We start from the raw sequence: 22,320 nt of genomic DNA, 5'->3' as shown, positions 1-22,320 counted from the left end.
AGCTGCAGGAAATCGGGGATGACTACTTTCCTTTGATCGCTGACTCGGCGAGTTCAAAAAGGTCCTGAACCGTTTCACAACGAGCAAGCGTTTCGGCATCCACGACCGCACTGTGGCTCATGTCAAGGGCCGCGATAAAACTGATGTTGGCCAGAGAATCCCAATCGATCTCCGCAAGCCGATCAGACAGGGAGATGGTTCCCGAACCGACTTCCAAGGTCTCCTCAACGAGACTGATGAACTCTGATTTTTCCACGAAATGCTCCTATGTATTATCTGTACTGACCTTCAACAATACCTTCACAGGTCGTCAAAAATTGCGGTGCAGACGTTGCCTCAATGGCCATCTGCCACGGAGCCCCTTACAATTTTCAAGATTCACAACGGACGAGGTCCCGTCTTCTCTCTGGCGTGGGTCCGCAGCACGAGTGCGAGTGCGAGTGCGAGTGCGAGTGCGAGTGCGAGTGCGAGTGCGAGTGCGAGTGCGAGTGCGAGTGCGAGTGCGAGGAGATTGTCAGGTCGCGCACTGGCAAGCGACTCGGACGCAGGACTCATGCACAGCCCGGTGGATACACTTGGAGGGACTCGATCATATTTGTCAGCGGTCCGCGAACTAGTTGCGCGAGACACTCGACTAACCACGTGGGCGACGGGCCATGCTGTCAGATAAGATCTGGCTGGAGACATTCGTCAATTCGAATAGTGCCGACGATCAAGAACCGACTGTCACGGACATCCGGTCACCATTAACGTAGCCCGAGAAGCAGGTACGGCAATTCTAAATTCGATCACAATTCTGAGGGCGATTGCCGCGCTTGCCGTCGTAATTTACCATGTACAACACATGCTGGCCAGCTCGCCTGCGCAGGCTGAGTCAATTTCGAAGCTCGGCGCCGCAGGCGTCGACCTATTCTTCGTGATCAGCGGCTTTATAATGATGTACGTTTCTTTCAATCTGTTCGAAACCAAGGGTGCCGGCCTCGCATTTCTAAAGAATCGCTTCGTTCGCATCGCACCGACGTATTATCTGTTCACTACGCTAACGATAGCAATCCTACTATTCTTTCCTAGTCTCTACGGACAATTGCGCTTTTCGCTAACGCAAGCGATTTCATCCTACTTATTTCTGTTCTCACGTAACAACGTCGGAGAGATTGGGATGGTTGTCGGTGTGGGATGGACCCTGGCCTTTGAGGCTTTTTTCTACCTTCTCTTTGCAGTCCTCCTGATGCTCCCCCGAAACTGGTGTCTACCCGCCCTCGCTACACTTTTCTCGGCAGGTTTTATCTCTGGACAAATCTGGGACATTGACGCGGCCTGGGCCATGGTCATTACGAATCCACTTACGTTTGAGTTCCTCTTTGGTTGCCTAATCGGATTGGCGTTTCGGAAAGGATTTCAGATCAGTAGGTGGAAATCGACGGCGGTGATCGTGGGCGGCGTGTTAGCGCTGTTGATTACAGCACAGCTCGACCTATTCGATGGAGATTTTGGAGAATTGAGATTCTTAGTGTTTGGGGTGCCTGCTGCCGCAATTGTTATTGGAGCAGTCTCACTTGAACGCAGCCTTGGAAGGCTGCCACTACCGAGAATCCTCAAGCGCATAGGAGACAGTTCATATTCCATGTACCTCGGACATCAGTACGTTCTTGCAGCTATCGCCGCTGTTATTGTTCCCCGAATGTGGGATGGGTACGTTATCCTCGTCGCCGTTGCAACATTGTCGGTCGTCCTGTGCGTGGTCGCCGGAGTTTGTTGCTTTCTCCTCTTTGAGCGACCCGTTACTCAAGTCCTTCGAAGGCGGTGGCTCCGACACCCCAAAATTTCTGCCACTCAAGTTCAGCGCGACCTCGTCTAGAAGTGGACAGCCTGCTCTCATGACCGTAACTAATCCGGCCAGCATCCGCACAGTCACGGCCTATGGCCCAAGAGCGGGCAGCGCTCGAGTCAGAGTTTTCGACTGGCTTGATTGGACGGGACTTGAGGCAATCCACGAGACGTATTTAAATGAGGCTTCGAACTCAACCAAAGTTGTGGTTCAATCACCGTTGCGTGTTCTGGCCGCCGAATCTCGACTCAGGACCCTCAAGGGCAAAATACGAGATGAGACCCTTCTCCTGTCTCGTCAGGCGAGCCCCTTCAGCAATGGCGGTGTTGAATCGCGACTTCTCCGACAGGCGTCACATGGCGTCTACGACTTCGATGATGCTCTCTTCCATTCACCGAAACGGGGTTTGACGACCCCTTGGTCCAAGCGCGAAGTTTGGGCGCGATCGGTCGCCGCGGCAGACGTCGTGATAGCAGGGAACGAGTATCTCGCCGCAGCAGCGGCAGAACTGAATTCCTCCGTCGTGGTCGTGCCGAGTTGCGTCAATCCCAGCGAGTACGTGCCCAAGCTGGATTTCGAACGGGTAGATCTTCCCAGAGCAGTCTGGTTGGGTTCTCCGAGTACCGAGATATATCTCAACCCGGTAGCCCAGCCACTTTTGGCGCTCAATGAGTCCACGGGGCTAAGGCTCACCGTCATCAGCGCTGGCATTGCGCCTCTCGGCGAGTTGGAGTCAATCGTGGACAGAGTCGAGTGGCACCCTGCTAACGTCCCTATCGAGCTGGCGCGGGCCGACTTCGGCATCATGCCGCTCGATGACACACCCTGGACACGCGGCAAGTGCGCCTATAAGCTCCTTCAGTACGGTGCCACAGCACTCCCGATGATTGGCAGCCCGGTGGGCGCAAACACGGACGTTTTACGGCGTAGCGACGGCTTGGCAGCCTCGTCGTCCGACGACTGGGTCTCCGCCATGGAAACACTTGTGCAGGAATCGCCTGAGCGACGCGCCCGCCGCGGCAACGCCGGTTTAGCGACAGTCACGGAGGACTACAGTTTTGCGGCTTGGGCGCCGACCTGGCGCACAGCTCTCAACCTGACTTGAGGGCATCGCCCTGAGTTGGCCGCAAGACTAGCGCCATCCAAACCACAGCGGACACCGCAGTACAGCCTGCGTAGCCCCAGATTGCCCCGGTCAGGCCACCAACCATCACGCCAGCGATCGGGACCACAATCGCGAGCAGCGTCTGCACGATTCGACCAGCCAGCAAGCGTCGAGCATTTGCGTGCGACCGGGCGACTATGTAGAAGTAGTGTCCCAAAAAGTTTGCGGCCACGAACACCGATGCCGGCAGAGCGAAGTCGATGATTGCGCTGAGTGAGCCGAGGTCCACGGGGAGCACACCCACGAGCAGGAGCCCCAGGTACGCAGCGCCCCCGAAGAGGAGGCTTCCGGCGATCACCACGGTAACTCGCCGTGAGGATCTCTGACTCTCGATGGGTGCCGCGGCGAGTTGCGGCCGAATCGGGTTCAATACCAGACGAACGGGCGCGGCAACATTCGAGATCGCCCGATAGACGCCGAAGTTCGCAAGACCGAGTGCCGGAGCCAGTAGATATGGGGTCCCGATGGAACCCGCGTCCATCAGCAGCGAGTCCCGCAGAAGTGGGCGGATCTCCTTGACATGTCGGCGACGCCACTCCGGCAGTGACTTTGGCTTGAGGAGATTCGGACGCTTCGACAACACCGCGGCAGCCAGCGCAGAAACCGCCCAAACTGCGGTCATCATCCATAGCTCGCGAACGCCCGCGATGTAGAGAGCGACCCAGGCCAACACTGCCAGAATGAGGCCGGCCGCGTCTCCCGCGAGGATGCCGCCCACCTCGCCCATACGCACCGAATAGTACCGTGCCGAGCTGCGGTAGACGGCCGCTGCCACGGCCAATGCCCCCAGCCACGCCACCGAACGCAGCGGCTCGACTAGGAGGGAAAGGGTCAAGGTGACAGCTCCGGCCGCCCCCGCCAAATAAAGACTGGCCGAAGAGTACTCCGCCCACTCCGCGCGTCCCCCGCCACGCAAGTCGGCCCGCAACCACGCTTCGCTGATCAGCGACAGCGACAACGACGATCCGAGGGCGAAGAGCAGGTACAGAATGGAGAACAGCCCAAAGGACGCTGGGGCCAAGGTCACCAGAGCGAAGACCTGCACCGCCAAAACGGATGCCGCATTCACGAGTGTCGGAAGCAACGACTTCACGATTGGTCCCCGCCGTGATTTGCCGAAAACGCCCTAGAGCCGTTCGACATGCTCTCCGGAGAGTTTGTTCTTGGTGTCGAGGATGCCCGTTGTGGTGTTGCGGAGCAAGTCGAAGTCGAAGTCGTCGTGATCGGTGACCATGACAATCACGTCCGCACCATCGAGGGTGGCTGCATCGAGCGAGCCCTTTTCCACGCCGGACGGCCAACGGTGTGCCTCAACGTGTTCGTCAATGCCCACAACCGTTGCACCGTATTCGGTCAGAATCTCGATCAGGCGCAGCGACGGCGATTCGCGAATGTCGCCTGTGTTCTTCTTGTAGGACAGGCCAACGAGAACAATTCGCGACCCATTGACCGACTTACCGAGCTTGTTGAGCATGAGCATGAGGCGCTGCACGACGTAGTCGGGCATGTGGTCGTTGATATCGTTGGCGAGTTCGACGAAGCGAAAGTTCTGACCCAGTTTGCGCCGCACCTGCCACGACAGATAGCTCGGGTCGACCGGCAGGCAGTGACCGCCAACGCCTGGACCTGGCGTGAACTTCATGTAACCGAACGGCTTCGTGCTGGCAGCCTCGATCGACTCCCACACGTTGACGCCCAGCTGGTGAGCGTAAATGGCGAGCTCGTTCACGAGCGCGATGTTGACGTGTCGGAAAGTGTTCTCGAGCAGCTTGGTGAGCTCCGCTTCCTTGGGGGTGCTCACCGGGACGGTCTGATTCACCAGGCTGTCGTAGAACGCCTGAACCGCGACTAGGGACGCCGGGGTGATACCCGACACGACCTTGGGCGTCTCGACAAAGCCCCACGTCTTGTTGCCCGGGTCGATGCGCTCCGGGCTGTAGCCAACGTGAAAGTCCACGCCGGCGAGGAGCCCCGACCCCTTCTCCAGGATGGGAACCAAGAGTTCCTCCGTTGTCCCCGGGTATGTCGTCGATTCCAGAACAACGACGGCTCCCTTCTTGAGAAGCAGAGCGAGGGAGGCTGCGGAGTCTTCAATGAACGTGAGGTCGGGAAGGCTCTCGCGCAGAGGCGTCGGAACCGTGATGACTGCGACATCGAATTGGGCCGCATCCGCATAATCTGTGGTCGGCAGATACGCGCCGGATTCGAGCGCCGCCTTGAGCTGTTCGGCAGAGATGTCATCAACGAAGGAGACCCCCGCCTTGAGGCTGTCGACTCGTCGAGTGTCGACGTCGACCCCAACGACCCGGTACCCCTGCTCGACGGCGCGCATTGCAACGGGGAGCCCTACGTATCCTTGGCCAACTACGACAACGGTCTCTGTGCGGTTTATCATCACTCTGAATTTACCATTTCTTGTTCTTTGTTGAGTCGCGGTGCGCGCTGGCGCTGATGCCAACTGAGGAGGACCAGGCGTGACGTTGGATTCGCGGACCTCGCCGACCAGTACTTCGCCGCGGCGCAGGCCGCCAGCATGAGCATGAGCCACCCTTGGGGGGAGGTCTCACTAATATCCGTGAGGCCACGCCCAACGAGCATGACGCCGACCAGGAGAATCCAGGTACCACCATCGACAGTCGGCCGGCTGTACATGCGGATGCCCCCCCACAGCACGAAGGTGTAGAGCGCGACAACCACGATGAGACCGACCGCGCCCAGCGTCACGAGCCAGTTCAACACCTCATTGTGAGCGTGAAAAACGGTGACGCCACCGAGTGCATCGACCACCGCCGCGCTGTGCGGAGAGCCGGCGGGCCACGACCGCGACCAACCAAAACCGAGCACCGGGCTCTGTGGCACGACCGACAGCACCGCAGACCAAATCTCGGATCGACCATTGAGGGTCTGATCCTTGCCCAGAAAATCCAGAACGCGACCGAAGTTGGCGACGGCAGCAACACCAACTATTGCGGCGCCGACCGCCAGAACTGCCAGATAGATCCAGCTGCGCCTGAGCAGAGCGAGGGCCACCCAGACCAGCCCAACGAGCAGCATGGCAAATATTGAGGTCTTGGAATCGCTCGCGACCACCCCTCCTGCCAGCGCCAGGACAATGGCGGCCTTAACCAGAAACCCCCCGCGGAAGGCAAGACGAACGGCCATGGCTGCTGGGAGCGCCGCAAGAATGACATAGCCGAAGCCATTGCGAGTGCCGTAGAAGCCCTGCACGGCGCCCGTGTGATAGAACGCCTGCTCGGGTGCGAGCACGATAAGTGCCAGGGAGCCCCCGAGTGCGACCAGACCACCGGCCACAATGCCGATCAGGATTGTATTGAGACGTGCAATCTGAACGACGAACACGGCCGCCAGAGCGAGCACGACAAAGGTGAGGGCATCCCTCGCGGTCTCCCACGAGGCGAAGCTCCATGCCGCTGACGCACACATGAGCCCGAGCAAGACCACGAGGGCCGTCGGAACGACGACAACGCGAATTACCGCTCGACGGTGCGCAGAAATCAACAGGACGGCAGCCAGAATCACGAGGGAAAGCTCAAGGAGTGAGTAGCGGCTTTCGAAACCGACCGGCGGAAAGAGCAGAAAGAAGGCCAGCGCAATGACCAGCGCGAGCAGGGGCTGGGTCAGTCGCGAGTTCTCGGTTGCCTCCGGCTCTGACGAGTGAGTGACTCCCACCGCACGAGCTAATCGCCTACTTGCGTCGGGCACGTCGCACCAATCGTCGAGCAGTTCGTTTGAGGAGCCGCGCGGGCGCGAGCGCATAGGTGCCCAGCCGCCACGAGGCGGAGCCAAGCACCGCCGAGTTGCGGTCGTGGAGCGCGCGTCCGGTGCCTTCCACTGCAGATGGCAAATCAAGCCAGAGGTTGAGAGCGTTCGGCAGTCGAGCCATCGGGCCCGCACCGCGAGCGACGAGTTGCTCAATTCGCTCGACCACGGTGTTGAGCGGGTAGGCACTGGAGATCTCGGCGACCGATCTGCGAGCCGACTCCCCCATTCCTGGGAGATCATTTCGATGGTCAACGGCGTGTCGCAGCGCGCGCACGAGATCATCGGGGCTGTCTGCATCAAAGAGCAGCCCCGTGACGCCGTCGCGCACCAGCTCGGCGCCTGCCCCGCCATGACCGGCTATGACCGGTTTGCCCAGGGCCATGTATTCGACGGTCACTCGGCCGAATGCTTCGCTGGTCGATGCGGTGATTCCGACGTCTCCGCGCTCGATGTACCAGAACGGGTTGTCGGTCTCCCCGGTCAGAACGACCTGGCCGCTCAGGTTTAGGGCACGGATTCGGTTCTTCACGTCGTCGGCGACGACGCCCTGATCGCCGCCAACGAGAATTGCCGCGATGCTCGTTCCCTCATCGCGCAGCTCCGCCAGGGCGTCCAGCAAACGCCACTGGCCCTTCGACGGCGCCAGCCGGCCGACCATCACGACGGTGAGCTCGGCAGCGGCGTCGGGCACGATCGGGTACAACGGTTCCTGGCCGGCCAGATCTCGGGCGCGGTCCAGGTCGATGACCGGATAGGCGATCGCGAGCTTGTCTGCCGGAATCCACTGGCCTATGTGCTCGTGAACGGCACGCGAGTTGGCGACGACCAGATCGGAGAGAATACCGATATCTTCAAAAGTGGATGCGCGCGATATCTCAAACTGCAGGCCGTGGTCCAGATCGCCAAACTCATGCACGAACCACACGTGGGGAATGCCGAGATACCGCGCAGCAAGTGCTGCCCACGGCGAAATAATCGTGTTCGTAATGACGACGTCGGGGGTTTCGAGGCGCAGGAGCCCAACGATGGCCAAGACGGCTTCGGAGTTTCGACGGTCTGTGTCGAGAATGTCGGCGGGGTCTGTGCGCACGAGCGGGAGCACCCAGGCATCGAAATCCAGGGTGTGGGTGGTCACATCGCGAGCCGCCAATTCAGGCTGCAACAGTCCCACCGGGCCGCGCGCCGCGACCGAGAATGTCACCTCGGAATCATCTTTCGCCCAGGCGTCGATCAGGTGCAGCAACGACAGCTCGGCGCCACCGAGATTTTCAACCGCCGAGCTGTGCGAGAGAATAAATACCTTCATGAGTGCCATCCGTTCCGAATGCTGCGTGGCACTAGGCGCCGAGCCAAGCGCGCAGCCGTTCGACGGCCAACGCGTAGCGGCCGAGCCAGTGTGTTTCCTACAGTCCAGGTAATCGAGTCGTGCGGATCGATCGACGCTCCGACGTCACGAAACATCTGTTGCGCGGCAGCCGGCAGGGTCATCCACGACAGGACCAGGTGGGGCATCCGTTCGATGGGAGCAGACCCGGCCACAATGCAGCTCTCGATCTGCCGCACGATCGCGGGCAGGGTGTTGCGGTTCACAATCTCAGCAGCCGCTGCCCGGGTGGCCGCGCCGTGGGCTGCCAACAACGTCGGGTCTTGATGATAGGTAAGCAGCGCCCGTTCCAGCGCTGATTCGTCAGTGGGGTCGTAGAGAAGCCCGGTGCGACCGTCTGCGACCAGTTCCGGTGTCGCTCCGACCCGCGCTGCGACGACCGGCTTTCCGGTCGCGAGGTACTCAACGGTGACGCGCCCGAACCCTTCACTGACCGAGACAACGACGCCGACGTCGGCTGCGGCAATATACGGAAAGGGATTTGCGTCCTCGCCGGTGAGGGTGATCCTGTCGCCCACGCCCAGCTCCTCAATCAGCGAACGGATGCTGGCAAGGTCACCGTCCCTGCCGCTCCCTACCAATGCCACCTCAACGCGAACGTTGCGCTCTAGGAGCGCGGACACGGCGCGCACCAGCCGCGCCTGCCCTTTTGACGGCGCAATTCTGCCAACACAAACCACGCGGAGGGTCTCGGGTTCGTCCGAGAAGGGATTTACCCACTCTGCGTTCCCCTTCACGCGATCTGCAATGTCAGAAAAGTCCAGTGCGGGATACAAGACGGCCATCTTTTCTTCCGGAATCCAGCGCGACAGGTACGATTTCAGCGCCCCCGAGTTCGCGACGACGAGGTCGGACAGCGCTCCCAAGTCTTCAAAGGTGTGGTCGACTCCGATCGCAAACTCGTGATCGTCGCCGTATTCGCTGGGGAACCAAATGTGCGGAACGCCCACCATTTTCGCCGCGAGCGCTGCCCAGGGAGCCACGATCGTGTTGGTTGCAACGATGTCCGGTGCCAGCTCCTGAATCAACCGCACCAATGCCTTCGTGGCCAAAAAGTCGTGACGCGCGGTTCGGTACACATCCTCCGGCGCAACGATCAGCTTCGGGAGTACCCACGATCCAAATTCCAGGTTCAGCCACGGAACGGCGCGCCGCTCGAGTTCGGGCTGCAGAAGACCCACAGGGGTGCGCGATACGACCATGATTTCTACCGACGGGTCGTAGATTCTCCAGTTGTCGATCATCTGCAACATTGACAATTCCGCGCCGCCCAGATTTTCGACGGCGGAACTATGCGACAACAAGAGAACTCTCACTGAACAACCTTAGCTTTCCGACCTCATTGATCCCGCCGGTAGGCTGAGTGGATGCCCGCTCCTCAGGAACAAGACACCGCGACTTCCGCCTCGACACAGGCTCCCGCTGCGGACAAGAATCTAAATCGCGTCACGATTGTGGTCCCGGTCTACGGAGATTGGGCATCCCTGCGCAGCTGCATTGCCGCTCTCATCGAACACGCACCTGCCGACAGTTACGACGTTCTGATCGTCAATGACTGTGGGCCCGACGCCGATGTGATTGAGGCTGGCCTGCTGGGCATGATCTTCGGGCTGCCCAACTTTCGATACGAGCGCAATCCTTCGAATCTCGGTTTTGTCCGCACCTGCAATCGTGCTGCCTTCGAGCTCGATCGCACGAGCAACGACCTTCTGCTGCTCAACAGCGACACCCGCATCACGCCAGGCTCGCTCGATGAAATGCGCCGGGTGCTCAACCTTTCCGAACGCCACGCGGTCGTCTGCCCGCGAAGCAACGATGCCACCATCGCGACCCTGCCCTTCTACCAGCGCGACCGTTTTGCGGACCGCGACGAGGCCCGCACAGCACGTGTGTTTGATGCCATCTCGCCGAGTCTTCCCCGCTACTACATAACACCGGTCGCAATCGGATTCTGTTTCCTGATCCGTCGCTCCCTGGTCGCCAACAATGGCCTCTTTGACGAGGTATTCGGAATGGGCTACAACGAGGAGAACGATTTCTGCCTGCGCCTCAACGCCCTCGGCTATTCGTCACTCATCGCGAACCATGCGTTGGTTTACCACGTCGGAAGCACGAGCTTTGGTACTGAACAGCGTGCGATGCTCGAGGCAGAGAACTCCAAGATTCTGCACGCCCGGTACCCGTTTTATCCGGCCGCCGTGAGTAACTTCATCAAGAACGAGTACTCGGTGCTCGACCGCTTCGCGGACATCATTGCGCACCCGGATGGTCCGGGCAAGAAGGTCTTGATCGACCTGCACCACCTCTCACTAGCCTTCGACGGATCCACGAAGAATGCTCTGAGTTTTCTGCAGTTTGTCAAGGAAAACGTCGACCCTGGTTCGATAGCAGTGACCGTGGCTGCTCCCCAGGACGTCATCGACTTTTTCGACCTACATTCGTCGGATCTGCGAGTGATCCCCTACGGAGATATCGATGAGGTCTTCGATGTCGGCGTCGCGATAGCGCCGGTCACCTCTTTGGGGCAGATAACGTCGCTCAACCGGTTCTGCGCAAAGTGGGTGGTCTCCTACCTCGATGTCATCGCACTGCGTTCCTGGGGGCTGCGGCTCATGGTGCCGTACAAGCCCGAAATCGTGCATGCGGCACTGGCCTATGCCGACAGTGTCGTCGCGATCAGCGAGGCCACGCTCGATGACGCCATGGATTTCTTTCCCGATCTGCAGACCTTGCGTTCTCGAACGGCCGTTCTGCACCAGGGCTCCGGCTTGCCAGCGGATGTCACGGAAGTCAACCATTTCTCTGCGGCAATCACCCCGGCCTGTGCTGAAGTCATCGCTCGCGGCAACTACGTTCTCGTCATCGGGAATGCATTTCCGCACAAGCAAGTTCGGTCTGCCCTGGAGGCGCTGCGCAGTAGTGCATTGCCCATTGTCATTCTCGGAAGCCCGGATATCGCACGAGAATTCCCCATGATGCACGCTCTGCCGGGGGGCACCCTCACCGATGCCGAGGTGGGGACCGTCTACTCGCGAGCGCGTGTGGTGCTCTTCCCTTCGGCGTACGAAGGATTCGGATTACCCGTTCCCGAGGCTGCGCAGCTCAATAAGCGCATCGTCGTCTTCGATACAGCGGTGGCTCGAGAGGTCACCACCGCACTGGCTCTCGAAGAGAACGTGAGCTTTTTCAGTCTCTTCTCCGAATTGACTGCTCGCGTTCAAACGGCCTACGACGCCGAACCGCTGGTCACGTCGAGCGCCCCAGCGTTACGCACCCTGGCTGACTACAACAGGGACTTTTGGGGCCAGGTACTCGCCACCCTTGACGCGCCGATCGACCAGGACCGTCTGCGTCGACGCCACTCGGCCGTCAGAACGATGACCATCGTGACCGACGACCTGCTGCAGCGCACGGCGCTCTACCTGCACGAACTCACCGAGATCAAGAACAGTCAGAAATATCGTCTGTCACTCAGCGTTGCACGCGTTCTCGGACCACTCGGTCGTGTTGTCGGTCGCGGGCGAAACCCCGGGGCGGCGCTGCAGATGCGCGACATTGAACGCACCTAAACGAGCACGCACCTAAAAGAGCGCTGCGAAAGCAGAATGCGGGCTGAGTTACTCAGCCCGCATTTGCCCTTTACCCATCCGATCAGGGATCCGTCACCGGACCCTCCGTGCGACCCTACGTCGTCGTGACCGTCGAACAGCCGAGATCGACCGAAGCGCTACCGGTCGCGTTCAGTCCGAACACGCAGACGCGGTGCGATCCTGGCGTCAACGACACCAGGGAATCGAATCCGTGCCGGGCACCGAGGTCCGGGTACACACTGAGAAGGTCGCTGCGCTCAACGCTGGCGGAAAAGCCCGAGCTGAATTGACCGTCCACATAGACATGCACTGCGGTCGACGCTGCGGTCGTCGGGTCGAGAGCCCAGCCGCGAACCTGTGCGCCGCCGCTTACCCCCTGCACAGAGTCGAGGTATCCGCGCGGGGCCGACGACGCTACCGTGATTGATCTGCAACCCAACGCCGCTGACGACGAACCTGATGCGGTCAACGCAAAGGCACAGACTGAATGCCTACCAGCGCTCAGCGAGATCGCCTGGGTGAAACCGTGCCGGCTCCCCTGGCTGGGGAACGCCCGCTGCACATCTGTGCGAGTTCCGTTGGCCGAGAAACCAGAAACGAAGCGGCCGTCAGCGTATACATGCACGTCCGTTGACGCGGTAGTGGAGGCGTCGAAGGCCCACCCAGCCAGATTCGCTCCGGTCAGCGTGGCCGTGACGGACTCCAGATTCCCTCGTGGGACGGCCGCGGCCGCGGCCGCAACAGTGACCGTTTTGCACCCAAGACTGGTGGATTGCGAGCCCGCAACGTTCAGTGCGTAGGCACAGACCGAGTGCCTGCCGGCATTCAATGCGATGGTCGACGAGAACCCGTGCCGGGATCCGAGGGCTGGGTACTTGCTGCCGACATCGGAACGAATGTTACTGGCCGAGAAGCCCGCCGAGAAAGCCCCGTCAACGTAGACGTGAACGCTGCTGGATGCCGCCGTCGTGGGGTCCAGAGCCCAGCCGCTCACGGCGACGCCACTCGAGGTTGCCGTGGCGGAATCAAACCAGCCCAGCGGAGCGGTCGAGGGCACCGTTACGGTCTTGCACCCCAACGCCGTATTGCTACCCGCGCCATTATTTATGGCGTGGAGGCAGATCTGTCGCGACCCGGGGTTCACGGCAAAGGTTTCGCTGAAACCGGTCAGCAGGCCGCGCGACGGGTAGGCGGCCTGGACATCCGCTCGCGACCCGTTCGCGACCCATCCGCCGACAAACGCTGACCCACTGTAAGCGTGGATAGCGATCGAGTCTTGGGTGTCGTAGTCGAAGGCCCAGCCCTTGAGGTTTATTCGCCCGGCGGTTGCGCTGATGGATTCAAAGGCGCCCAGTGGTGCGGGGCTGGCCTGCGTAGAACCAAACCAATTGTTGTAGTAAACCCAGAAGTTGCGGTTTCCATACGAGGAACACGTGTCGCCGCTGCCGCCTAGGTTGGCAAGCGCAGCCGCGTTGGGCTGGTACGGCGTGTAGTAATAAAGTGCGGCCGTCGCTCGGTTGGCTACGGTAACAGTGCCTGCTCCGCATCTGCTGCTCTCTGGGTGCCACTTGATTTGAGACGGGCGACCGACTGGGAAGTAGGTGAATGAACCTTTGGTGTACCTGGTCAGCTGCAGCGCGGCGCTGTATATCTGATTGTAAACACCGTAGTAAGCGGAATCACAGACAGACGTATCCGGGCAGCCCATTCCCATGGCCTTCCGGAGGACACCTGCCGACGGCTGCTTGCTCGTTAGCAGCCCCTGTTCCTTCTGCAGGGTGATGAGTATGACCTTGGCGCTGATGCCGCACGCCTCTTGCACCTTGAAGATGATTCGTGAAACGCGCTCGACCGCTGCCCCCACGTACTGCCGACAATCTTCCTTAGCGGCGCGGGTGAACGTGGCCATCTGAAAGACGTTCATGCAGTTCGTATTGAGACACGTTCCGACCGTGGCGTCAAGGAAACCCTGAATTTCATTTTCTGTCATCGCACTGCGAGTGAAGAAATTTGCATCGCTGATGATATTGCCTGGATCAAACTCCGAACCCGACAACGCCTGGGCCGGAGGGGCGGCCGGCGCCGCCACCACGAGGAAGGAGGAGACCAAAGCAACCGCCAGCGCCCACACGAGGAGAGGTTTGCGGCGAGCTTTTGACGGTCGAGCGGTGACGCTGATCATGTGAAACCTTTGGGTCTTGTCATAAATGTCAGTGCGCTTGAGCGCAGCTGGTCGTTCTCTACTTGGCGACACCGCGATACTTAGCGACAACGCTTTCGGGATTCCCAACTGTTTGGAGCTCCCCATGGCTCAACCACGCTAGTCGGTCACACATCGTCATCATCGTGCCCAGTGCGTGACTGACGATGATTACAGTCTTGCCTTCCCGACGGAATTCCACAAACTTATCGGCACATTTCTGCTGAAATGTTTCGTCGCCGACCGCGAGCACTTCATCGACGAGGAGGATGTCGGGGTCGACGTGGATCGCCACCGAGAAGCCCAGCCGCACGTACATTCCCGACGAGTAGTTCTTGACGGGCTGATCGATGAATTCGCTGACGCCGGAGAAATCAACGATCGAGTCGAACTTCTTCACGATCTCCTGCTTGGCCATGCCCAGAATCGATCCGTTGAGAAAAATGTTCTCACGCCCAGAGAGCTCGGGATGGAATCCCGAACCTACCTCGAGAAGAGCGGCAACGCGCCCCTTCATGGTGATGCTGCCCTTATCGGGGTAAAGAATTTGCGCCATGCACTTGAGAAGTGTTGATTTGCCCGACCCGTTGTCCCCGACGAGTCCAAAGGTTTCACCCGTGTTGATGTCGAAGGAGATATCGTTCAACGCCCAGAAGTCTTCGTGAACAGACTTGCGGCCGCGCATAATCGCTGACTTCAGGGACTGGTTGCGCTCCTTGTACAAACGGAATTTCTTCGAAACGTCATCGATGTGCACTGCTACTTCGGTCACAGGATTTCAGCTAGCTTTCTCTCGTTACGGCGAAAAACCACCCAGCCCAAGGCGAACACAACTGCCGAGATGAGCACGCAGGCGACGGTATCGCCCAGAGCCGGCCACGTGTTGTCGTACAAAAGACTACGGAATGCGCTCAGGAAGCGCTCCATCGGATTGAGCCGGTACAGGTCGACCAAGGAGAACACGCCAAACAGACTCCCGAAACGATCGGACTGCGCCTGAACCAACGAGATCGGGTAGATCACCGGGGTGAGGTACATGCCGAGCTGAAGAATGATTCCGACAAAATACTGCGTGTCCCGAAAGTGAACGTTTGCGATCGACAGCATGAGCGCAATACCAACAGCAAACACCGCGAGCAAGAACATGAAGAAGACGATGACGGGAAGCCAGAGAATGACGCCGTACGCGCCGGCGATGACCAGAGCGACGATAAGCACCATCATTTCGATCCCCCAGTTCACCGCCAGGGACGCCGCACTGGAGAAGATGAGCACGTTGCGGGGAAAGTAAACCTTCTTGATCAGGCCTTCGTTGGCCAGAAGCACGCCCATCCCCTGTTGCACGACGTTAGAGAAGAAGATCCACGGCAACAGCCCACACAACAGCCATAGCGGGAAGGCGTCCAGACCGCTGGGCGAACCAACGGGTGGGGCGATGCGAAATATAAAGAAGAAAACGAAGGTGTAAACGAGCATGAGCGCCAGGGGATTGGCCAATGACCAGAGCTGCCCCAGCACCGTGCGCTTGTATTTTCCCTTGAGTTCCCTCTGCGTGAGGTTGATGAACAGCTCACGTGACCGCTTGAACTCGCTTGATACAGCCACAGATCCATCCTGAATGACGTTTGGCCCCACCGGGCGCAGGGTTCACTAAGGATACATTGCCCGGCCAGCGACTCCCGTCTACTGGCAGCCCCTCTGTCGGCGTTCTCGTATGATGGTACGAATGCACGGCAACCCACTCTCACCGGCAGTTCGCACTGCTGTTGTGACCGTCACCTACAATTCCAGCGCCGCCCTAGGCCCATTTCTGAATTCGGTTATTGTCAGCGAGCCGAGCCCACCGCCCGTGACCATTGCCGACAATCTTTCGGCTGACATCGACGAATGCCGTGCAATCGCCGCCGAATTCGGCGCGACAGTGCTGTCACTGGGTAGGAATCTCGGATACGGCGGTGCCATCAACGCGGCCGTGCGGTCGGTGCCACTGTCGTACGAGTTCGTACTGGTTTCCAATCCGGATGTACTTGTGCACCCCGGAGCCATCAGCACCCTGGAAGAGGTCATGCGGGCCAATCCGCAGGCCGCTGCGATCGGGCCACGGGTACTGAATTCGGATGGAACGACATATCCCTCGGCCCGCCGCATCCCGTCGTTACGAACCGGGGTCGGGCATGCGATCTTCTCGCGAATCTGGCCGTCCAACCCCTGGACTCGGTCGTACCGCTCTGAGAACGCGACCGGCACCGAAATACGGCCAGTGGGATGGCTCTCCGGGGCGTGCCTTCTCATTCGCCGCTCTGCCTTCGACGACATTGGTGGTTTCGACCAGGCCTTCTTCATGTACTTCGAAGACGTTGACCTCGGCTATCGGCTTGGTCAGGCAGGATGGCAGAACTTGTACGTTCCCGACGCAATCGTGACGCACACCGGCGCTCACTCCACCAGCACGGATTCGTTGCGTATGATCGCGGCGCACCACGACAGCGCTTACCTTTTCCTTTCCCGTAAGTACCGGTCGTGGTATCTCGCGCCCGTGCGGTGGGTACTGCGAGGAACCCTGTCGATTCGATCCTGGTGGGCTACCCGCGGGTAGCGGCGATCACACCGTCTTAATCCGCCTGCACAATGGCCTGGAGATACGTGCCATACCCGCTCTTCACCAGCGGGGCTGCCAGCTCGGCCAACTGGGCGTCGCTGATCCAACCGGCCCGCCAGGCAATCTCCTCGATGCAGCCGATCTTGAACCCCTGGCGGTCTTCGATGACGCGCACATACTCTGATGCCTGCATCATGGACTCGAAAGTTCCGGTATCGAGCCAGGCGGTGCCCCGGTCGAGCACCTGCACCTGCAATTTGCCCTGTTTGAGGTAGTGCTCATTGATGGTGCTGATTTCCAGCTCTCCGCGGGCGCTCGGTTCGATCGTCTTGGCGATGGCGACAACGGAATTATCGTAGAAGTAGAGACCAGGAACGGCGTAGTTACTTTTAGGCTTCGTCGGCTTCTCTTCAATCGACACCACGGTGCCCGACTCATCGAACTCGACGACACCATAGGCCGTGGGGTTACTGACGTGGTACGCGAAAATACGCGCGCCCTCGATCTCAGCATTTCCACGCAAGGACGCCCCCAGGCCTGCGCCGTGGAAGATATTGTCGCCGAGGACCAGCGCAACACTGTGATCGCCGATGAACTCTTCGCCGATGATGAATGCCTGGGCGAGGCCGTCCGGCGAAGGCTGCACGGCATATTCGATGCGGATGCCTAAATCAGATCCGTCCCCGAGGAGCGCCCGAAACTGCTCGTTGTACTCCGGGGTGGTGATGATCAGGATCTCTTTGATGTCCGCCATCATGAGCGTCGACAGGGGGTAGTAGATCATCGGCTTGTCCCAAATGGGCATGAGCTGCTTGGAGATGCCTTTGGTGATCGGCCACAGGCGCGTGCCTGAGCCGCCGGCGAGGATGATTCCGCGCATGAGCGTTAGTTCCTGTCGTTCAAGGTGGCGTAGTAGGCACGGGCGGCGTCCCAGGTGGGGAGCAGGCCGGCGGCAGCGGCTGCTGCGAGAGTGGGGGCATCCGTGTCTTTGGGAGACAGCAGCAGTTCCCCGGCTTCAGGCGGAAAGACCAGGCCGACCTCTTCGTCGAGCGGGCTGATGCCGTGTTCGCGGCCCGGGCTGAAGGTGCTGTTCACGAGATAGCTCACGGTGGCGTTGTCGGTCAATGCCACGAAGCAGTGCCCGAGTCCTTCAGCAATATAGACCGCGCGACGATCGGCGTCGTCAAGCAAGACGCTGTCCCACTGCCCGTACGTGGGCGACCCGACCCGAATATCGATGATGTAGTCCAGAACGGCACCGTGCACCGCAGTGACGTACTTTGCCTGGCTCGGCGGCACATCCGCGAAGTGAATGCCGCGCACCGAACCGCGCTTGGACACGGAAGTGTTCGCTTGGGCGAGGTCGAGTCTGTGCCCGACCTTCTCTTCGAGCTTGTCGAATCGATACCACTCGAGGAACACTCCCCGGTCGTCACCAAACTGCTTCGGGGTGATTTCAAATGAATCGGGGATAGAGAGTTCGCGAATCTGCACGGTCGGCAGTCTACCAATCGGGGTCCGGTAGAATCGCGGAGGCCATTGAAGCGAACGGAACGGTTACTCCTATATGAAGATCCTCGTCACCGGCGGCGCCGGTTTTATCGGCTCCAACTTCGTGCGTCGCACGATTGAAGACAAGTACCCGGGTCTCGAAGGCGCCGAAGTTGTCGTGCTCGACGCACTGACTTACTCGGGCAACCTCGAAAATCTCGCCCCGATCGCCGACTCGCCCCGTTACTCCTTTGTGCACGGCGACATTCGCGACGGCAAGCTGCTCGACACACTCTTTCCCGGGCTCGATGCGGTCGTGCACTTCGCCGCCGAAAGCCACGTGGACCGCTCCGTGATGGACTCGACCATCTTCGTCGAGACCAACGTGCTGGGCACCCAGCAGCTGCTCGACGCGGCTCTCCGCCACAAGCTGGCCCGGTTCGTGCACGTCTCCACCGACGAGGTCTACGGCTCCATCGCCGAAGGTTCCTGGAACGAGGAGCGGGCGCTGGAGCCCAACTCCCCCTACTCAGCGTCGAAGGCGGGCAGTGACCTGCTCGCCCGCAGCTACCACCGCACGCACGGCCTGAACGTGTCGATCACGCGCTGCTCGAACAACTACGGCCCGTACCACTTTCCCGAAAAGGTCATTCCGCTGTTCGTCAGCAACCTGATCGACGACCTGCACGTTCCGCTTTACGGCGAGGGCAACAACATTCGCGACTGGCTGCACGTTGACGACCACACTCGCGCCATCGCCATGGTGCTCGTCGGCGGTCGCGCCGGCGAAATCTACAACATCGGCGGCGGCACCGAACTCACCAACAAGGAGCTCACCCAGCTGCTGCTCGACTCGACCGGCAAGGACTGGTCGTACGTCGACCGCGTCGCCGACCGTCTCGGACACGACCTGCGCTACTCGGTCGACATCAGCAAGATTCAGGCCGAACTGGGCTACGCGCCCGAGGTTCCGTTCGAAGAGGGCCTGGCCGACGTGGTGCAGTGGTACCGCGACAACCGCCAGTGGTGGGAACCGCTCAAGGCTCGGGCGGCGCTGAACTAGCATGACCCGTTATCTGATCACCGGGGCCACCGGCATGCTGGGGCGCGACCTGCAGACGGCGTTGGCCGGTCGCGAGGTGACGGCGCTCGGCCGGAGCGACCTCGATGTGACCGACCTCAACGCGGTCACGGCCGCAGTCGCCGGGCACGACGTCATTATCAATTGCGCCGCGTACACCAAGGTCGACGACGCCGAAACAAACGAAGACGCGGCCTACGCCGTGAACGCGGTGGGGCCGCGCAATCTCGCGCTGGCAGCATCCGCTTTGCGGGCGAAGCTCGTGCAGATCTCGACGGACTACGTCTTCGACGGCAGTGCGACCAGGCCGTACGCCGAGAACACGCCGCACAGCCCGATCTCAGCCTATGGTCGCACCAAGGCCGCCGGTGAAGACTTCGTGCTCGCCGAGAACGGCGCCCGCAGCTACATCGTGCGCACGGCCTGGCTGTACGGCAAGAACGGTCCGAACTTCGCCAAGACCATGCTCAAGGCCGCTGGCACGCGCGACACGTTGAACGTCGTCAACGACCAGGTCGGACAGCCCACCTGGACGGTCGACCTCGCCGCGCAGATCGTGTTGCTACTCGACTCCGACGCGCCCGCCGGCATCTACCACGGCACGAACTCTGGGGTGGCGTCGAAGTTCGACCAGGCCCGCGACGTGTTCGCTTTGGCCGGACTTGACCCGGAACGCGTGCTGCCGACCGACAGCTCGGCGTTTGTACTGCCGGCGCCCAGGCCCGCGTACTCCGTGCTCGGCCACGCCAACTGGGCGGCCGCCGGGCTTGAGCCGATGCGCAGCTGGCAGTCGGCCCAGGCCGAAGCTTTCGCCGCGGGAGTCTTCGAGACAGCATGATCACTCTGCGGGTAGTCGTCGACCAGATGGTCGCCCCGGTTCCGGGTGGCGTCGGGCGTTACACCGAGGAACTCACGCGTGCGCTAATTGCGACCGCTCCGGCCGAATGCGCGGTGGAGGGCATCGTCTCGTCCTCACCGCCCGCACAGTATGAACTCATTGAGGCCGCGCTGCCCGGTCTGGCGAACCTGTTCAAGACGACGCTGGCCCGCCGCGAGCTGGCCACGGCCTGGGCGCTTGGCGTGACCGCGTCGTCGGGCACTGGCCTGATTCATGCGCCGGGATTACTGGCCCCGCTGCGCCGCCACGATCGGGCCGTAGACGGCACCCAGATTGCGGTGACCCTGCACGACGTGCTGGCCTGGACGCATCCGTCATCGTTGACGCCGACAACCGTGGCCTGGACCAAGAGCATGCTCAAGCGCGCCCGCAAGCACGCCGACGCCATTGTCGTGCCGAGCCACGCCGTGGCGAACCAGCTGACCGAGATCATGGACCTCGGCGACCGGGTGCGCGTGATCGGCGGCGCCGTGGGTCGGGGGCTCGTGCTGCCGACCCTTCCCCTCGTGGAAGAGCGCCTACAGGCGCTGGGCCTGCCGTCGCAGTATATTCTGACCTCGGGGTCGCTCGATCCGCGCAAGGCGGTCACTGCGCTGATCACGGCGCTCGGTCTGCCGGGCGCGCCGGACCTGCCGCTGATCGTGCTCGGCCCGGACACCTGGGGCGAGCTCGACCTGGCCTCGGTCGCCGATGAAGCCGGGCTCGAGCCGGGGCGCGTTCGCGCTCTCTCCGGGCTGAGCGACTCCGACCTGGCCGTTGTTATTGCCCGGGCCAGCGTGTTTGTGTATCCGAGCCTGGAAGAAGGCTTCGCCCTGCCGATCATTGAGGCGTTCCATCTCGGCACCCCGGTCGTGCACTCCGACGCCCCGGCACTGCTCGAAGCGGCCGGAGACGCCGGCGTCGCAGTGGAGCGATCGAACGCGAAGGAATATCCCTCGCGGCTCGTCGACGCGGTGAACCGGGTGCTCGGCGACAGCGTGCTGCGGGGTCGCATGAGCGTCTTCGGTCAGGACCGCTCGCGGGCGTTCAGCTGGCGGGACTCGGCCGAGCGCGTCTGGCAGCTGCACGCGGATCTGTAGGCCATGGCGAGCTTTCTACAGGACCAGCGTGTGCGGTTTCTCGCGGTCGGCGCGACAAACACGCTCGTCGGGTACTTGGTCTTCTCGGCATTCACACTCTGGGTCTTCGCGGATGTCTACCTCGGCTATCTGCTGAGCCTCGCTCTCTCGTACGTGGTTGGCATTTCCCTGGCCTTCGTGCTGTACCGACGATTCGTGTTTGTGGTGCGTGGCCACGTGCTGCGGGACTTTGTCCGGTTCGTGAGCGTGTATCTGGTGGCGATCGGCATCAATGCGGCGGCGTTGCCGCTGCTGGTTGAGGTCGCCGGGGTGCCGCCGCTGCTCGCCCAACTGGTGATTCTCGTGGTCACGACGCTGCTGAGCTTCTTCGGGCACAAGAAGTTTTCGTTTCGGCGCAGTGGTGAGTGAAAGGGCTGACAGCATCCACGTCCTCATACTCAGGCTCTCGACGCAGCGAGTGAACCAGTTGACGCACTCGTAGGCATCCGCTTTCGTGCGGGACCGATGCTTGCTACAGCGTGCGACTCCCGGCTACACTCAGCGCATGAGCTTGGTTCCGGTTCGAGAATTGCGCAATCACACCGCCGATGTGATCGAGCGCGCGCGCCAGGGTGAAGAAGTAACAATTACCAGCAACGGCGTTCCAATCGCGACGCTGGTGCCGATCCGTTCAGGCAAGCAGGCGTTTCTCACGAAAGCCGATATGCAACGCCTGGTGCGACGTCCCGGCGATCCGATCGCGGAATACTACGACGACGAGGAACCCGACGAGACAACGGACGATCTGGGCCCCATCCAGTGACCCCCTCACGGGGCCTGATTGACACCAGCGTGTTCGTGGGGCTCGAGACAAATCGTGCAATACAGTTCGACAGATTGCCAGAAGAGCAGTTTGTCAGCGCCGTGACGCTCGGTGAGCTGTACGCCGGAGTACATGCAGCGCGGGACGCCGACACACGGGGAGCCCGACTGCAGACCCTTGACACAGTGTCAATCGCGACGGTGCTCAATATCGATGAGGCAGTGGCCGCGCATTGGGCTCGATTGCGGCAAAAACTTCGCGAGAGCGAACGTCGGCTCAACGTCAACGACCTGTGGATTGCCTCCACGGCACTCGTGCATTCGCTCACCGTCTACACCCAGGACGCCGATTTCCAGGTCTTGTCAGACCTTGGTGGCCCCGAAGTGATCGTCATTTAGCGCGCGTTGGCATCAGCTTTCG

General features: G+C 60.8%; 21 protein-coding genes. 10 read left to right on the top strand and 11 right to left on the bottom strand.

The annotated features are described in order from the left end of the window. Nucleotides 1–22: 22 nt before the first annotated feature. Nucleotides 23–256, bottom strand: a complete 234-nt coding sequence (locus tag E3T41_RS13100; RefSeq protein WP_134478956.1) for a phosphopantetheine-binding protein — start codon at nt 254–256, stop codon at nt 23–25. A 489-nt stretch (nt 257–745) separates the two neighbouring features. Here E3T41_RS13100 and E3T41_RS13095 point away from each other — a divergent pair, with 489 nt between their 5' ends. Further along, the gene (locus tag E3T41_RS13095; protein WP_134479022.1) at nt 746–1,858 is read left to right on the top strand and encodes an acyltransferase; all 1,113 of its coding nucleotides are present in this window, start codon (nt 746–748) and stop codon (nt 1,856–1,858) included. Between the two features lie 19 nt (nt 1,859–1,877). Then, nucleotides 1,878–2,933 (top strand): glycosyltransferase, encoded by a 1,056-nt coding sequence (locus tag E3T41_RS13090; protein ID WP_166791560.1) that lies wholly within the window; start codon nt 1,878–1,880, stop codon nt 2,931–2,933. Here E3T41_RS13090 and E3T41_RS13085 read toward each other — a convergent pair. Genes E3T41_RS13085 through E3T41_RS13065 form a run of 5 tightly spaced genes read right to left on the bottom strand, consistent with a single transcriptional unit; the run spans nt 2,920 to nt 9,413 of the window. Next, nucleotides 2,920–4,086 carry a hypothetical protein gene (locus E3T41_RS13085; RefSeq protein WP_134478952.1) on the bottom strand — a complete coding sequence of 389 codons (1,167 nt, stop codon included), beginning with the start codon at nt 4,084–4,086 and terminating at the stop codon, nt 2,920–2,922. The two genes, E3T41_RS13090 and E3T41_RS13085, sit on opposite strands and share 14 nt — an antisense overlap. A 33-nt stretch (nt 4,087–4,119) precedes the next feature. Then, nucleotides 4,120–5,388, bottom strand: a complete 1,269-nt coding sequence (locus tag E3T41_RS13080) for a nucleotide sugar dehydrogenase (protein ID WP_134478950.1) — start codon at nt 5,386–5,388, stop codon at nt 4,120–4,122. After that, nucleotides 5,388–6,683: an O-antigen ligase gene (locus E3T41_RS13075; protein ID WP_166791559.1), complete on the bottom strand. Its 1,296-nt coding sequence runs from the start codon at nt 6,681–6,683 to the stop codon at nt 5,388–5,390. The genes E3T41_RS13080 and E3T41_RS13075 overlap by 1 nt, the downstream gene beginning before the upstream one ends. Nucleotides 6,684–6,699: 16 nt before the next feature. Continuing rightward, the gene (locus E3T41_RS13070; protein WP_166791558.1) at nt 6,700–8,082 is read right to left on the bottom strand and encodes a glycosyltransferase family 4 protein; all 1,383 of its coding nucleotides are present in this window, start codon (nt 8,080–8,082) and stop codon (nt 6,700–6,702) included. Further along, entirely contained in the window at nt 8,079–9,413 is a 1,335-nt protein-coding gene (locus E3T41_RS13065; protein ID WP_134478944.1) for a glycosyltransferase, read from the bottom strand. The genes E3T41_RS13070 and E3T41_RS13065 overlap by 4 nt, the downstream gene beginning before the upstream one ends. A gap of 114 nt (nt 9,414–9,527) precedes the next feature. On the opposite strand from E3T41_RS13065, the gene E3T41_RS13060 reads away from it, so the two are divergent. After that, nucleotides 9,528–11,729, top strand: coding sequence for a glycosyltransferase (locus E3T41_RS13060; RefSeq protein ID WP_134478942.1), 2,202 nt, complete (start codon nt 9,528–9,530; stop codon nt 11,727–11,729). 115 nt (nt 11,730–11,844) lie between these two features. On the opposite strand, the gene E3T41_RS13055 is transcribed toward E3T41_RS13060, so the two are convergent. From E3T41_RS13055 to E3T41_RS13045, 3 genes are all read right to left on the bottom strand, one after another. After that, entirely contained in the window at nt 11,845–13,740 is a 1,896-nt protein-coding gene (locus tag E3T41_RS13055; RefSeq protein ID WP_134478940.1) for a hypothetical protein, read from the bottom strand. A gap of 250 nt (nt 13,741–13,990) precedes the next feature. Next, nucleotides 13,991–14,722, bottom strand: a complete 732-nt coding sequence (locus E3T41_RS13050; protein WP_241991170.1) for an ABC transporter ATP-binding protein — start codon at nt 14,720–14,722, stop codon at nt 13,991–13,993. Further along, the gene (locus E3T41_RS13045) at nt 14,719–15,585 is read right to left on the bottom strand and encodes an ABC transporter permease (RefSeq protein ID WP_241991169.1); all 867 of its coding nucleotides are present in this window, start codon (nt 15,583–15,585) and stop codon (nt 14,719–14,721) included. Before E3T41_RS13045 ends, E3T41_RS13050 begins: the two co-directional genes overlap by 4 nt. Before the next feature lie 79 nt (nt 15,586–15,664). Here E3T41_RS13045 and E3T41_RS13040 point away from each other — a divergent pair, with 79 nt between their 5' ends. After that, nucleotides 15,665–16,546 (top strand): glycosyltransferase family 2 protein, encoded by an 882-nt coding sequence (locus E3T41_RS13040; RefSeq protein WP_370257657.1) that lies wholly within the window; start codon nt 15,665–15,667, stop codon nt 16,544–16,546. Between the two features lie 16 nt (nt 16,547–16,562). Here E3T41_RS13040 and rfbA read toward each other — a convergent pair whose 3' ends face one another. Both rfbA and E3T41_RS13030 read right to left on the bottom strand, forming a co-directional pair. After that, entirely contained in the window at nt 16,563–17,429 is an 867-nt protein-coding gene (rfbA, locus tag E3T41_RS13035) for a glucose-1-phosphate thymidylyltransferase RfbA (protein WP_134478939.1), read from the bottom strand. Nucleotides 17,430–17,434: 5 nt separating this feature from the next. Next, entirely contained in the window at nt 17,435–18,043 is a 609-nt protein-coding gene (locus tag E3T41_RS13030) for a dTDP-4-dehydrorhamnose 3,5-epimerase family protein (protein WP_092452275.1), read from the bottom strand. A gap of 73 nt (nt 18,044–18,116) precedes the next feature. Here E3T41_RS13030 and rfbB point away from each other — a divergent pair, with 73 nt between their 5' ends. The 6 genes from rfbB (at nt 18,117) to E3T41_RS13000 (ending at nt 22,298) form a co-directional block, all read left to right on the top strand. Continuing rightward, nucleotides 18,117–19,103, top strand: coding sequence for a dTDP-glucose 4,6-dehydratase (rfbB, locus tag E3T41_RS13025; protein ID WP_092452278.1), 987 nt, complete (start codon nt 18,117–18,119; stop codon nt 19,101–19,103). Between the two features lies 1 nt (nt 19,104). After that, a complete protein-coding gene (gene rfbD, locus E3T41_RS13020; RefSeq protein ID WP_134478938.1) occupies nt 19,105–19,959 on the top strand; it encodes a dTDP-4-dehydrorhamnose reductase in 855 nt (284 codons plus the stop codon). Beyond that, nucleotides 19,956–21,098 (top strand): glycosyltransferase family 1 protein, encoded by a 1,143-nt coding sequence (locus tag E3T41_RS13015; protein WP_134478936.1) that lies wholly within the window; start codon nt 19,956–19,958, stop codon nt 21,096–21,098. Before rfbD ends, E3T41_RS13015 begins: the two co-directional genes overlap by 4 nt. A gap of 3 nt (nt 21,099–21,101) precedes the next feature. Further along, nucleotides 21,102–21,506, top strand: coding sequence for a GtrA family protein (locus E3T41_RS13010; RefSeq protein ID WP_092452285.1), 405 nt, complete (start codon nt 21,102–21,104; stop codon nt 21,504–21,506). 136 nt (nt 21,507–21,642) lie between these two features. Next, nucleotides 21,643–21,900: a type II toxin-antitoxin system Phd/YefM family antitoxin gene (locus E3T41_RS13005; RefSeq protein WP_104131970.1), complete on the top strand. Its 258-nt coding sequence runs from the start codon at nt 21,643–21,645 to the stop codon at nt 21,898–21,900. Continuing rightward, on the top strand, nt 21,897–22,298 hold the full coding sequence (locus tag E3T41_RS13000) for a type II toxin-antitoxin system VapC family toxin (protein ID WP_166791557.1): 402 nt from the start codon (nt 21,897–21,899) through the stop codon (nt 22,296–22,298). Before E3T41_RS13005 ends, E3T41_RS13000 begins: the two co-directional genes overlap by 4 nt. The last annotated feature ends 22 nt before the right edge of the window (nt 22,299–22,320 follow it).

Source organism: Cryobacterium sp. Hh38 (genome assembly GCF_004403235.1).
Lineage (GTDB): Bacteria > Actinomycetota > Actinomycetes > Actinomycetales > Microbacteriaceae > Cryobacterium > Cryobacterium levicorallinum.
Note: the sequence above shows the minus strand (reverse complement) of the source record. Positions and strands in the feature narration are given on the sequence as shown.